Genomic DNA, 12,891 nt, shown 5'->3' with positions numbered 1-12,891 from the left:
CAACAACCTCCCGCAGCACACCGATGACATGTACCAGGAGAGCCACGATGGCCGTTCGAATTTCTGATCTGTTCCACCGCACCCCGGCCAAGCGCATCTTCTCCGGCGAGTGCCCGGTGCATGGTCGCGTCGATATGAGCGAAGTCGAGCAGCTGGACGGCTCGATGCTGGCGCGTGGCTGCAAGCGCTGCGCTTGGGAGGCCCTGCATACCAGCCCCCGCGACTCAGCAGAGCGCGCCCTGGCCAATGCCCAGCACAAGGTCGAGAAAGCCAGCGAAGCGCTGATCGCGGCCGGGATCACCCCGCGCTTTGCTGGCGCCACCTTCGACAGCTACCGAGCCGAGACGGAGCCGCAGCACAGGGCTCTGGCCAAGTGCCAGGCCTATGCCGAGCAGTTCCCGGCCAACTTCCGGGCGGGCCGCTCCCTGCTGCTGACCGGCAACGTCGGCTGCGGTAAGACTCACCTGGCCAGCGCTATCGTCCGCACGGTGGTGGCCGATCAATGCCGTGCGCTGATCATCCCGGCCGGGGACATTGTGAGCATTGCCCGCGCCTCGATGGTGCTTGGATCGGGCTACACCGACCGTGACGTGGCTGTCCATCTTGGTGGCTTGGATCTGCTGGTGATTGATGAGGTCGGGGCGCAGAAGGGCAGCGAGTATGAGCTGGGCCTGCTGCATAGCATCATCGACCGCCGGTATCAGGCGGTGCTGCCGACTGTGGTGATCAGCAACTTGAGCGCTGACGGCCTCAAGTCCTACATCGGCGATCGCGCCCTTGACCGCTTGCGTCAGAATGGCGGGCAGCAAGTCGGGTTTACCTGGGAATCGAAGAGGGCTGCAGCATGAGGGCCCTTTACAGCGACGAGGCTGAGCACGGCGTTCTTGGCGCGGTCATTCACGCTTCGCTGCAGCAGGAAGTGAGCCTGGTCGAGGACATGCTCGGCCAGATGACCTCGGCCGACTTCTATCATGCCGACAATGCTGCCCTGTTCGAGGTCATGCTGGAGTGCCGCGAGCAAGCCATGCCCATCGATCCGGTGACCTTGGGGGCGGTTCAACGCCTGCTGCCGGGTGGCGACAACGTCATGGCCTATGCCGCTGAGCTGGCCAGCAAGGTTCCTTCGCTGGCCAACTGGAAGGCCTACGCCAGGCACGTCAAGGAATGGGGCGTGATCCGGCGCATTCTTGACGTGGCAGGCGGCGCGCAGGAAATGGTGCAGGCCGGCGCCCCTACCGGCGAAGTAATCGCTGCAGCCCAGCAGGCCATGGCTGACTTGCGCGACCTCGACGGGGAGGCCAAAGGCTTCAAGCGGCTGGACACCTGGATGGGGGAAGCGGCTCGGCTGGTGGATGACAAGCTGAACGGAAACGCTCCGGCTTGGCCAGCCACCGGCTTGGAAAAACTGGATGAGTTGGTCCAGGGCATCCGCCCAAAGAAAGTAACCGTGATCGCCGGCCTGCCGGGCAGTGGCAAGACTACCTTGGCCCTGCAGATCGCCCAGCACAACGCAGTGAAGGAGCGGAAGCCGTGGCTGGTGTTCTCCATTGAGATGCCTGGTGAGGAACTTGGCCTGCGGGCTATCGCGTCCCTGGGCGGTGTGGACCTGCGCAAGCTGGATAATCCCTCCCAGATGCGCGACGACGACTGGGCGAGGATGGTGGGGTCCGTAGCGCAAGCCAAGGGCGCCCCGCTGTTCGTATGCGACGACCCTGTCCAGACCCCGACCACCATCCGCGCCACGGCTCGGCAGTGCCAGCGTGAGCACGGCCTGGCCGGGATTGTGGTCGATTACCTGACCCTGGTGCGCAGCGAGCGTGGTGGCCGATCTCGTACCGAGGAGGTGGGCAAGATCAGCAAGGCCCTGTTGCAGCTGGCCAAGGAAATGGGCATTCCGGTCATTGAACTGGCCCAGCTGAACCGTGACTCGACCAAGCGCCCCGGGAAGAAGCCCCAATCCAGCGACCTGCGCGACTCCGGTGAGATCGAGGCCGACGCCAGCTGCATCCTGATGGTGCACCGCGACATGGATACGGAGGAGGGCCAGAACGGCCTCACAGAGATCCTGATGACCAAGTGTCGCCATGCGCGGGTTGGCAGCTGCATCGTTCAGCAGGAAGGGCAGTATGGCCGGTTCGCCACCTACGCTGGATCGCTGCCCAGCGATGATGAGGTCGAGGCTGGGCGTGGCAGCTACGCCCAGCGGTACAAGGGGGCGGGCAATGAGCGGTTCTAAAACCCTAACCGTTACCCTCAGCGATGCAGAGATCCGCCGGCACGCCGCCGGCGAGGTCTTCCAACTGCGTGATACCCGCCACCGCGAGCTGCGCTTCAGGTTCTCGACCGTGGACCGCTCCCGGGGCGCCTGGCACGTCGTGGTGCGCGGTCGCTGGGGCAAGGCCGGTGATTACCCGGGGATCAACACCAAGACCATGCTGGCCACGCTGCCGGCGATCCTGGCGCGCCGGGCCGCCGATGCTGAAGCCAAATCTACGACCACCAGCTGGACCACAGTGGGCGACGTGCTGGCGTGGTACCGGGATCGGATGAATCGCGACCGCGGTCTGTCCGCCAAGCGCAAGGCCAGTGCCAAGTCGGCGTTGGACCGCCACCTGGTATCGCGCCTGGGTGACCTGCTGCTGGCCGAGACCAACAAGCAGGCGATCGACCAGCGCCTGATGTGGCCGCTGCAGGAGCGCTATGCCTTGTCCTTCGTGCGTTCGGTCTATGGCGTGCTCTCGGTCGCGTTCCGCCAGGCCCTGCGTCTGGACATGCTGCCCGCCAACCCCATGGCCTCATTGAAGTTCACCGACTTCGTGCGGACCCGGATCAGGCCGCGACCGGCTCGACTGCGTGGGGATGATGTGCCGGGCCTGCTGGTGGTGGTTGCCGAGCGCTTCGAGGTTGAGCCAGCGGGCTGCATGCTGGCTTTGATGATGCTGTGCCACGGTTCGCGGCTGGGCGAGACCCGGCTGGCGCGCTGGCGCAACGTCAACCTTCAAGCGGGGCGCTGGTTCATTCCGGCGGGCGACACGAAGACGAAGGCCGAGCACACGCTGCCGCTGACCGCCCAGGCCTGCGCACTGCTGCGCCGGTACCAGCGCCTGCAGGCCACCCAGGGTTACACCGGCCTGCTGCTGTTCCCGGGCAGTCACGGTGCGCCTCTGAGCCCGAGCAAGGCCAACACCTTGTTCACCGATCTGGCCAAGGGCGAGTGGTCGAGCCACGACCTGCGCAAGGTGGCCCGCACCGCGTGGACCGACCTCGGCGTGGACTACATGGTGGGCGAGCTGCTGCTGAACCACGCCATGAAGGACCTCGACGCCACCTACATCCACACCACGGCCGAAGGGCTGAAGCGTCAGGCGCTGGAGGTCTGGCACCAGCACCTCGACGGGCAGGGATTCGCCGCCATTCACACCGAGACATTGCCGGGACAGAAAACCGGGCCTGTTGCCGATGACGCCACTAACGGCGTGGGTTGCAGCACCTCACAGCATCCATCCCAAGGGAGGATGCACGATCAAGATTTCAAGCCGGGAGACGGGCATGAGTAAGGTAACGGCGGCACTGCCGCGCAAGAGCCTTCAGGAGCATGAGCGCAAATTCCTGAAGATCGCCGGCCAGCACCTGGCTGAAGAGAAGGCCGGCTCGCACGCCATGGCCGCGCTGCTGGATATGGTCGCCAGCTGGCACGCCACCCGCGTTGATATCGAGTTTGGGGATTACTGCAAGCGCTGGGTTGCCGAGGGCAACACCAAAAATGCGGCCGCTGAAAAGCTGCTGCGCAACCTGCTGGGCCTGGACGACAACCCACCACCTCGCCGCATCCGGAGGGCTGCATGACCGTATACAAGGACGCTGGACACTGCATCAGCCGTGTTATGTCGATCGAGATCCACGACGGCACGGCCAAGCCAGCCTGGCAGAACCGCTACAAAGCCACCGTCGACGACGAGTTGCTGACCGAGCGGATCAATGACGGACTTTCACCAGAAGAGCGGACCACCCAGGACGCAATGACCCGCTCGATGCTCAAGCGGATGCTCCCCAGCGCTCAATGGCATGCACTGGCTGGGAAGTACTCCATCAACGAGGCCGAGGTGCAGGAGGCAGCGCGATACCTGACGCCGAGGGTTGTGAGTCCTGCGCATCACCTGTTCAAGACGAAGTGCGTCATGGCCTGGATGGTTCCGGAGCGCCGGCGAGGCCTGCCGGCGTCGTTCTACCTGCTGCACACCTGGGATGCCGACGGCACTCCCGACCGCACTCTTCGCCGCTGGAGGTCGGTGACCATGCGCTGGCTGGACGATCGCGTGAACGAGGCTCATGTCGTTGTCGAGGGCCTGCTCGAGGAGCATGGTCTCTTGCTGCAATCCGCCGCTTGACAGTGACCGAGTGACCGCGTAACTTCATAACCTGCGGTTCGGTGCGTAAAAAGGTGACGCACGCGAGCATAGAAACCCCGGCCATTGTGTCGGGGTTTTTTATTGCGTGCCTCCCCGGTTAGACTCGGCCATCATCCAAGGTAGGACTGAGGCTAACTATGAAGCGCGACTTAAAGCTGGTGCATGAGGTATTGCAGTTCATCGAAATTACCGTCAATGATTGCGGGCCAACGCTGCTGGAGATCATGCAGGAGGTTGGAACCAATCGCGGCGTGTGGAATAGCGGTGAAGCTGAAGAAGACCTCAACGAGAAGATCGTCTATCAGCTGAACATCCTGGAGACTGGCGGCTTCGTGGTGAAGACTGAGACTGAGCCATACTGCGACCAGGCTGATGAGATCAACTTCCAGCTAACCTGGAGTGGGCACGACCTGCTCGACTCTATGCTTTAAGCGAGCAGGCTCGCTTTAACTAATTCAAGGCCTCGCCACTGTGCGGGGCTTTTTCGTTTTGGAGTACCAATGGACCCGACCGATCTCGGCCCAGGCACAGCCACCTGGCTGGGCGGTAGTGGCATCGTTGTTACCGGCGCACTGCTTTGGGTGCGCCGCTTCCTTTCCAAAGACGCAGCTGATCGCGCCATGGACACTGCCGACATCGGCACCGTGCGGCGACTGAACGAGCTGCTCGACTCCGAGCGCGAGGCGCGCAAGTTGGCCGAGGCCAGGGCAGATCAGTTCGCCAAGGAGCGAAATGACCTCGCCGCGACCGTCGGACGCCTGGAAGGCAAGATCGAGGCGCTGACCGGTCAGGTCGGCCAACTCACCAAGCAAGTCACCGCGCAAAGCGAGGAGATTGCTCGCTTGCGCGAAGCCCGGAGGTAATCGTGATGGACACATGCGCGCTGCAATTCATCGCCCGGCGCTGGTGGCGTAGGGCCGAGGTCTGGTTTATCGCTGTGCTTCTGGTTTCTGGTGGGGCGGCGCTGGGTTGGCAGTCGGCCTATTGGGCCATGACCACCGCCCAGGCCAACCAGGTGAAGCAGATCCGCGATGCCTATGACGCCGCGATGGCCGAGCGCGACAAGCGTATGAACGAGCTAACGCTGAAGGCCGAGAGCGCCGCGACCAAGGCATCCAAGGCGGCGACCACTGCGACCCAGGCGGCAGACAAGGCTGACGAAGCCTTGAGTCGCACCCAGTCTGAGGCCTGGCCATGACCGGCCTCCGCGCCACAAATCACCCATACGCCGGTTCGTGGCGCGAGGAAACAGTATGGAAACGACACCCCTGATACTTGGCCAAGAGCTTGGCCAGACGGTTTGCCAGGTTCTTGGGCTAGACCCGGCGAAGGTTGCGTCAATCACCATTCGCATGGAACCCAACACCGCCGCTGCTGTGGAGGTGGTCCGCACCATCAACGCCAAGGAGGGCGAGCAGATTGCAGGTGCCTTGGAGGTCTACGGCCTTACCCGGCGCGGATGTGATGGCCTGTAGTGGATGCGCCGGCCGGCGCGAGTGGATCAAAAAGTGGACAAAGGTGGCGCATGAGCGGGCCAAATCAATCTTCGACAGTAACTCTCGCCGAGATCAAGGTGACGCCGGAACAGATGGCGATGATCCAGGCGAACGAGCAGGCATTCCTGTCGATCTTCAATCGGATACTGGCCGAACAGGCGAAGACCAATGAGCTGCTGGCCAGCTTTCTCCAGGCACTGGCCGAGGACCAGGGTGACGAACCTGATCCCGACGCAGCGCCACAAACCTACTTGAGCGGCGCGCCCGTTCTAGGGGGCCGGTGATGGCCAAGCTTCCAACTCTGAAGTCGAGGCTGAAGCCAGTCGAGGGGCGCAAGCTCTCGACCACCAACACCTCGGAGCGCCGGATGACAGGCAGCAGACTTCAGTCCCGGCGCCTCCGGTTGTGGAAGGCATCCCCAACCTGCGCTGAGTGCGGACGCGTTGTCGCCTATCCGCACGGCTTTGAGCTTGACCATCGAGTTCCACTGCATCAAGGCGGCGCCGACACCGACGAGAACTGCCAGATCCTTTGCTGCGGGCCTGACGGCTGCCACCTGAAGAAGACAGCCTCCGATGCTGCCGACCTCGGTGCGCACCGATATGGTGCGAAAGCGGGGGATTGACGTGCTTCATTCGGGGATTTGACGTGCTAGAGGGCGGGGGGGAGGGTAAAACTTCAAGGCCTTCCCCGCTCGGAAACCTCGCCCCCTCCCATTCGCAGATTTTTTCCCCTTTCACGGAAAAGTTAACCATGGCTTTAACCGACAAGAAGCGACGGTTTGCTGACGCTTTGCTGTCGGGTGCGTCAAATCGAGAAGCGGCGATCGCCGCTGGATACTCAGAGAAAACCGCGTCGCAAGCGGGCTCCAAGCTCGCAAAGGACCCTGATGTCATAGCCGCAATCGGTCGCCATCTGCGTGATCGGCAGGCTGAGGCCACAGAAGTTAAACCCGGTCGAAAAGTTAAAGCCCCACCGGCCGAGGATGGCGCTGTCGGCGAGCTCGACCTGGGTGATTTCGACGATCCAATGGACTTCCTCAAGGCCGTCATGAACGAGCAGGCCGCTGAGCCGAAATTGCGCGTCGATGCCGCCAAAGCCTTGCTCCCATATAAGCACGGCAAGGTCGCTGACCAGGGCAAGAAAGAACAGAAGGCCGCTGCGGCCGATCAAGCCAGCAAGGGTCGCTTCGGCGCCCGTCCTCCACCAAAGCTGGTGGTCAACAACAAGGGGTGATGCATGGAGTGGACGACCGCCTGCCCAGACTGGGAGGCTCGGATCGTTGCCGGCCAATCGCTGATCCCCTTCAAGCCACTGTTTCCTGATGAGGCTGAGGCTGCGCTTGAGGTGTTCAAGGCGCTGAAGGTCGTCGACCTGCCAGGCCAGCCGACCTTCGGTGAATGCTGCGATCAATGGGTGTTCGACTTTGTCGCCGCCATCTTCGGGGCCTACGATGCCGAGCGCGGAAAGCAGTTGATCCGGGAGTTCTTCCTGCTGATCAGCAAGAAGAACACGAAGTCGACAATCGCCGCCGGCATCATGCTGACGGCATTGATCTTGAACTGGAGGCACGATGAGGAGCTGCTGATCATCGCGCCGACGATCGAAGTCGCGGCCAACAGCTACAAGCCAGCCGCCGGCATGGTGCGGGCCGATCCAGAGCTCAGCGAGCTGCTTCATGTCCAGGACCACATTCGCACCATTACCCACCGCGTGAACAACGCGGCGCTCAAGGTGGTGGCTGCCGACACCGACACGGTCTCGGGCAAGAAGTCCGGCAAGATTTTGATTGATGAGGTTTGGGTGTTCGGCAAGCGGCCGAATGCCGATGCCATGTTGATGGAAGCCACGGGCGGCCAGATATCCAGGGACGAAGGTTTCGTCATCCTGCTGTCGACTCAAAGCGACGAGCCGCCGGCCGGTGTCTTCGAGGAAAAGCTGAGCTACTACCGGGATGTTCGCGATGGCGTGGTCGATGACCGCAAGTCGCTGGGGATCTTGTACGAGTTCCCCGAGGCGATGCTGAAGAGCAAAGCCTACCTGCAGCCTGAGAACTTTTACGTCACTAACCCCAACATGGGGCGCTCCGTCAGCCGTGAGTGGTTGGAAGACAGCATGGCGAAGGAACTTCGCAAGGACGAAGGGAGCCAGCAGAAGTTCTTTGCCAAGCATCTCAACATCCAAATTGGGATGAACAAGCGGGCGAATCGCTGGGCCGGTGCCGATCACTGGGAAGGCAAGGGTGACAAAAAACTTACCCTAGACGAACTTCTGCGCAGGAGCGAGGTGGTAGTGGCAGGCATCGACGGCGGAGGCCTTGATGACCTGCTCGGGCTTAGCCTTATCGGGCGCGAGAAGATCACCAGGAAGTGGCTGCACTGGGCGCACGCCTGGGCCCACAAGATCGTGCTGGAACGCCGGAAGGACATCGTCAGCGTGCTGAAAGACTTCGCTGCAGATGGAGACCTAACCATCGTCGACTTGCCAGGAGACGATGTTCGGGATGTTGCTGACATCATCTGTCAGGTGCGTGACGCAGGTCTGCTGCCTGAAAAACAGGCAATTGGCGTAGACGCCTCGGGCATCGGCGACATCATTGACGAGCTCACCACCGAAGAGCGAGGGATCACGATGGAGCGTATCGCTTCGGTGTCCCAGGGCTGGCGACTTAACGGCGCGATCAAGACCACCGAACGCAAGGTTGCTGGTGGCGAATTCGTTCACGGCGATTCCCGGCTGATGGCCTGGTGCGTGGGCAACGCCAAAACCGTTCAGGTCGGCAACGCCCTTGCCATCAACAAGCAAATCAGCGGTACCGCGAAGATTGACCCGCTGATGGCGACATTCGATGCGGCAACCCTTATGGCACTCAATCCTGCGGCTTCAGACGCGGGTGACTTCCTCGACTTCCTGTCAAAACCATTGAGCATGTAATGGCCGATACCGACTACAGCATTGACCTGCGCACCCGGAGCCCGTTCTGGGCGCGCCTGGCGAGCTTCTTTGTGGGCGGCCGGCTGGTCACTCCGGAGAAGGGCTCGCAGGGCGGCCCGGTTTCAGCAACCGGTACCGTCGGCGACTCGGTAATAACGGACGAGCGAGCACTGCAGATCTCCACCGTTTTCGCCTGCGTCCGCTTGATTTCCAGCGTTACGGCCAGCTTGCCGCTGGACGTGTACGAAACCCAGGGCAATGACCGACACAAGGTTGGCTTGGATAATCCTCTGGCAAGGCTGCTGCGCTACAGCCCAAACCGCTTCATGACGGCCGTGGAGTTCCGCACGGCCATGACGATGCAGTTGTGTTTCTACGGCAACGCTTACGCCTTAATTGAGCGAAACAGCGCTGGCGACGTGATCAGCCTGATACCGCTGATGTCGGTGAACATGGACCCGCGATTGGAGAATGGCCGGATCGTTTACCGATACCGGCGCGACACCGAGTATGCCGACTTCAAGCAGGCAGAAATCTTCCACCTGAAGGGTTTCGGCTTCAACGGCCTGGTCGGTCTTTCGCCGATCGCTTTCGCGGCCAAGACTGCGGGCGTAGCGGTGGCGATGGAGGATCAGCAGCGCGACTTCTACGGCAATGGCGCGAAATCACCGCAGATCCTCATGACGGGCGACAAGGTGCTCAGCAAGGAGCAGCGTGGCCAGCTTGAGGAGAACTTCAAGGAGATCGCCGGCGGGCCAGTGCGTAAGCGGCTGTGGATTCTGGAGGCGGGCTTTTCCACCCAGTCCATCGGCGTCAGCCCGCAGGATGCCGAAACCATGGCCTCCCGTAAATTCCAGGTCAGCGAACTGGCAAGGTTCTTCGGTGTACCCCCGCACCTGGTGGGTGACGTGGAGAAGTCGACGAGCTGGGGCTCCGGCATCGAGCAGCAGAATCTGGGGTTCCTGCAGTACACCCTTTCGCCCTATCTCGACTGGTGGGAGCAGTCCATCTGGCGGTGGCTGGTGAAACCTGCGGATCTCGGCCGTTACCACGCCGAGCACAACCTAGACGGTTTGCTTCGCGGTGATTCGGCCGCCCGCGCTTCCTTCATGGGCACTCTGGCAGACAAGGGGCTTCGGACCATCAACGAGCTTCGGCGCCTGGACAACATGCCGCCCTTGCCCGGAGGCGACGTGGCCACCCGGCAGTCGCAGAACGTGCCCATCACCCAACTCGGCAACCCAGACCCCGCATCCAGCGGGGTTTGATCTTTCTGGAGGCAGCAAATGCCAAGCGTTTGCAAGACCCTGGCCTTCGATCAGGCCGCAATCAAATTCGCCAACGGCGGCGCCCAGGGCGTCTTCGAAGGCTATGCCAGCGTCTTTGGCGTGGTCGACGGTGACGGAGACATCATTGAGCCAGGCGCATTTGCGCAGGCGCTCAAGAGCCAGTCGCGCGCAGTGGCAATGTTCTTCAACCACCGGCGCAACGAAATTCCTGTGGGCAAGTGGCTCGATCTCGCTGAAGACAGCAAGGGGCTTCACGTCCGTGGCGAGCTCACCCCGGGCAACCCTCAGTCCGAGGCATTGAAGGCGGCGATGATCCACGGGACCGTGGGCGGTATGTCTGTCGGGTTCAGTGCATCCAAGCAGGATGTTACCTCGATTGCCACGGGCTACTCATTCCGGAACGTGACACGCCTGACTGAAATAAGCGTGTGCACCTTCCCGGCCAACGAATCGGCCACTGTTTCCACGCTCAAGAGCATGGAGACCATCGACAGTATCCGCGACGCAGAGAACTGGTTGAGAGATTCAGCCGGTCTTTCCAAGTCCGAGGCGCAGGCGTTCATCGCCCGCATCAAGTCCGCAGTTCGGAGCGAGTCCGAAGGCGGCGACGACATCGCCGCGCTCCTGGAGCGCATCAACACCTTCCCCAAACTCTGAACCGAGGATTTACCCATGTCCGAACTGGCCCAAGTCCAGAAGGCGATCGAGACCGCGCAGACTCGCATGACCGAGCTGTTCGACGCTCAGAAGAAAGAAATCGAGGCGACCGGCGCCGTCAGCAAGCAGCTGCAGTCCGATCTGACCACCGTCCAGGAAGAGCTCAAGACCGCAGGCACCCGCCTGTTCGATATCGAGCAGAAGCTGGCCGGCGGCAACCCGGACAATCCGGAAAACAAGAAGTCCTTCGCCGAGCGCACCGCCGAAGACCTGAAAAAGAGCTGGGACGGAAAGTCCAGCAAGGTTGATGTGAAGAGCTTCAACAAGGCCCTGGGTAGCGGCGCGACTTCGGCTGGCGCATTGGTCCAGCCTCAGCAACTTCCGGGCATCCTGATGCCTGGCCAGCGCCGCCTGACCATCCGCGACCTGCTTGCCCAGGGGCGTATCAGCTCCAACTCCATCGAATACGTTCGCGAGAACGTTTTCACCAACAGTGCGGCTCCGGTGGCCGAGGGCAACCTCAAGCCAGAATCGAACCTGACCTTCACCAAGCATACCGCCGGCGTGAAGACCATTGCCCACTGGATTCAGGCCTCTCGCCAGATCATGGACGATGCGCCGATGCTCGAGTCCTACGTCAACAACCGCCTGCTGTACGGCCTGGCGCTGGTTGAGGAAGGCCAGCTGCTGAACGGCGACGGCACCGGCGACAACCTGGAAGGCCTGAACCACGTCGCTGACGAGTACGACGAAGATCTCGACGCTACCGGCGACACTCGGGCTGACAAGATTGCCCACGCGATTTTCCAGGTATCGGAATCGGAGTTCGATGCATCCGGCATCATCCTGAACCCGCGTGACTGGCACTCCATCGCGATGCTGAAGGATGCCGATGGCCGTTACATCTTCGGTGGTCCAGCCGCTTTCGCCGCCCGAGTGATGTGGGGGCTCCCAGTCGTTCCAACCAAGGCCCAGGCGCAAAACACTTTCACCGTTGGTGGCTTCGACCTGGCTTCGCAAGTCTGGGACCGCATGGATGCCACTGTCGAGATCAGCCGCGAGGATCGCGACAACTTCGTGAAGAACATGCTGACCCTGCTGTGCGAGGAGCGTCTGGCCCTGGCTCACTACCGCACCAGCGCGATCATCACCGGCCAGTTCGGCACCCCAACCCCTTGATGAATGAGGCGGGGCGAGCAACCGCCCCGGCATGCAGATGAAGAAAATCCGAGCGTTGCGCCAGTTTTCTCACTATCACGCAGGCAACTTCTCGCAAGGAGAGTCGCGCAAAGTATCCGACTCTGCCGCTGAGGCACTGGTGGGAATGGGACTTGCGGTCTACGTGGACGCCCCGCAGGCTGCTGACCAGCAGCAGGACCAGCAGCAGGACCAGCAGCAGGACCAGCAGCAGGACCAGCAGCAGGACCAGCAGCAGGACCAGCAGCAGGACCAGCAGCAGGACCAGCAGCAGGACCAGCAGCAGGACCAGCAGCAGGACCAGCCAGCAGGACGAAGCACCTGCAGCTGAAGCCAAAGCGGGCAAGAAAAAATGACCGTCACGGCACTGGAACTGCTGCCAATCGGCACGATTCGCCAGCACCTCCGTGTCGATCATGAAAGCGAGGATGAGCTGATCGAGCTGTATGCCGAGTCGGCACTGGCCTGGTCGCTGTGGTACTGCGACAACCCGAAGCTGAAGCAGGTCTCCGACTTCAAGGCCAGCTTCAAAACCGCCATGCTGCTGCTGATTGCCCATTCCTACGCAAACCGTGAGGCGGTAGCGGTTGGAGTCAGCGGGGATGAAATGCCTTTGGGCGTTACCTCTCAGCTCTGGTCTTCACGCGACCTCAGAGCGAGCACCCAGGAGTCGGCCGATGAAAGCGGGTGATCTTCGACATCCGATCCAGCTGCAGCACGAGGTCACGCCTCGTGACCCAGTGACCGGCGAGTTCGGCGAGCCCGATTGGCAGCTTTTTGCCGCTGTTTGGGCGCAGGTCTCACCACTGTCAGCTCGCGACCTGGTCGCTGCCCAGGCGGGCCAATCGGAGGCCACGGCACGCATTGTCATCCGGCACAGGGAAGGCGTTCTATCGACGATGCGGATCG

General features: G+C 61.9%; 19 protein-coding genes. All 19 read left to right on the top strand.

All coding sequences use genetic code 11. The annotated features are described in order from the left end of the window. Positions 1–47 precede the first annotated feature (47 nt). A complete protein-coding gene (locus HP547_RS20070) occupies positions 48–848 on the top strand; it encodes an ATP-binding protein (protein ID WP_172287236.1) in 801 nt (266 codons plus the stop codon). Continuing rightward, positions 845–2,236 carry a DnaB-like helicase C-terminal domain-containing protein gene (locus HP547_RS20065; protein WP_172287235.1) on the top strand — a complete coding sequence of 464 codons (1,392 nt, stop codon included), beginning with the start codon at positions 845–847 and terminating at the stop codon, positions 2,234–2,236. Before HP547_RS20070 ends, HP547_RS20065 begins: the two co-directional genes overlap by 4 nt. Next, the gene (locus HP547_RS20060) at positions 2,223–3,557 is read left to right on the top strand and encodes a site-specific integrase (RefSeq protein ID WP_172287234.1); all 1,335 of its coding nucleotides are present in this window, start codon (positions 2,223–2,225) and stop codon (positions 3,555–3,557) included. The genes HP547_RS20065 and HP547_RS20060 overlap by 14 nt, the downstream gene beginning before the upstream one ends. Next, positions 3,550–3,846, top strand: a complete 297-nt coding sequence (locus HP547_RS20055) for a hypothetical protein (RefSeq protein WP_172287233.1) — start codon at positions 3,550–3,552, stop codon at positions 3,844–3,846. Before HP547_RS20060 ends, HP547_RS20055 begins: the two co-directional genes overlap by 8 nt. Further along, positions 3,843–4,388 (top strand): hypothetical protein, encoded by a 546-nt coding sequence (locus HP547_RS20050; protein WP_172287231.1) that lies wholly within the window; start codon positions 3,843–3,845, stop codon positions 4,386–4,388. The genes HP547_RS20055 and HP547_RS20050 overlap by 4 nt, the downstream gene beginning before the upstream one ends. Positions 4,389–4,546: 158 nt before the next feature. Continuing rightward, entirely contained in the window at positions 4,547–4,840 is a 294-nt protein-coding gene (locus HP547_RS20045; protein ID WP_172287230.1) for a DUF2513 domain-containing protein, read from the top strand. A gap of 69 nt (positions 4,841–4,909) precedes the next feature. Then, complete coding sequence (locus HP547_RS20040) at positions 4,910–5,272, top strand: hypothetical protein (protein WP_054912146.1); 363 nt, start codon at positions 4,910–4,912, stop codon at positions 5,270–5,272. A 5-nt stretch (positions 5,273–5,277) separates the two neighbouring features. Then, positions 5,278–5,607, top strand: a complete 330-nt coding sequence (locus tag HP547_RS20035; RefSeq protein WP_172287238.1) for a hypothetical protein — start codon at positions 5,278–5,280, stop codon at positions 5,605–5,607. A gap of 55 nt (positions 5,608–5,662) precedes the next feature. Beyond that, on the top strand, positions 5,663–5,884 hold the full coding sequence (locus HP547_RS20030; RefSeq protein ID WP_172287227.1) for a hypothetical protein: 222 nt from the start codon (positions 5,663–5,665) through the stop codon (positions 5,882–5,884). Positions 5,885–5,934: 50 nt separating this feature from the next. Next, a complete protein-coding gene (locus tag HP547_RS20025) occupies positions 5,935–6,189 on the top strand; it encodes a hypothetical protein (protein WP_306140561.1) in 255 nt (84 codons plus the stop codon). Continuing rightward, the gene (locus HP547_RS20020) at positions 6,189–6,530 is read left to right on the top strand and encodes an HNH endonuclease (RefSeq protein WP_172287225.1); all 342 of its coding nucleotides are present in this window, start codon (positions 6,189–6,191) and stop codon (positions 6,528–6,530) included. Before HP547_RS20025 ends, HP547_RS20020 begins: the two co-directional genes overlap by 1 nt. A gap of 128 nt (positions 6,531–6,658) precedes the next feature. Next, complete coding sequence (locus tag HP547_RS20015; RefSeq protein ID WP_172287223.1) at positions 6,659–7,141, top strand: terminase small subunit; 483 nt, start codon at positions 6,659–6,661, stop codon at positions 7,139–7,141. A 3-nt stretch (positions 7,142–7,144) separates the two neighbouring features. Then, positions 7,145–8,839 (top strand): terminase large subunit, encoded by a 1,695-nt coding sequence (locus HP547_RS20010; protein WP_172287221.1) that lies wholly within the window; start codon positions 7,145–7,147, stop codon positions 8,837–8,839. After that, positions 8,839–10,107 carry a phage portal protein gene (locus HP547_RS20005; RefSeq protein ID WP_172287219.1) on the top strand — a complete coding sequence of 423 codons (1,269 nt, stop codon included), beginning with the start codon at positions 8,839–8,841 and terminating at the stop codon, positions 10,105–10,107. The genes HP547_RS20010 and HP547_RS20005 overlap by 1 nt, the downstream gene beginning before the upstream one ends. Positions 10,108–10,125: 18 nt before the next feature. Continuing rightward, positions 10,126–10,785: an HK97 family phage prohead protease gene (locus HP547_RS20000; RefSeq protein ID WP_172287217.1), complete on the top strand. Its 660-nt coding sequence runs from the start codon at positions 10,126–10,128 to the stop codon at positions 10,783–10,785. Between the two features lie 15 nt (positions 10,786–10,800). Next, complete coding sequence (locus tag HP547_RS19995; RefSeq protein ID WP_172287215.1) at positions 10,801–11,964, top strand: phage major capsid protein; 1,164 nt, start codon at positions 10,801–10,803, stop codon at positions 11,962–11,964. Positions 11,965–12,001: 37 nt separating this feature from the next. Then, positions 12,002–12,313 carry a hypothetical protein gene (locus HP547_RS19990; RefSeq protein WP_172287209.1) on the top strand — a complete coding sequence of 104 codons (312 nt, stop codon included), beginning with the start codon at positions 12,002–12,004 and terminating at the stop codon, positions 12,311–12,313. Between the two features lie 21 nt (positions 12,314–12,334). Further along, complete coding sequence (locus HP547_RS19985) at positions 12,335–12,673, top strand: head-tail connector protein (protein WP_172287213.1); 339 nt, start codon at positions 12,335–12,337, stop codon at positions 12,671–12,673. Continuing rightward, positions 12,660–12,891: phage head closure protein (locus tag HP547_RS19980; RefSeq protein WP_172287211.1), on the top strand; the 232-nt coding region annotated here is incomplete at its 3' end. The genes HP547_RS19985 and HP547_RS19980, both read left to right, overlap by 14 nt.

The organism is Pseudomonas sp. CM27 (genome assembly GCF_013179515.1).
In the GTDB taxonomy this organism is placed as follows: Bacteria; Pseudomonadota; Gammaproteobacteria; order Pseudomonadales; family Pseudomonadaceae; genus Aquipseudomonas.
This window is presented reverse-complemented; position numbering and strand designations above follow the sequence as displayed.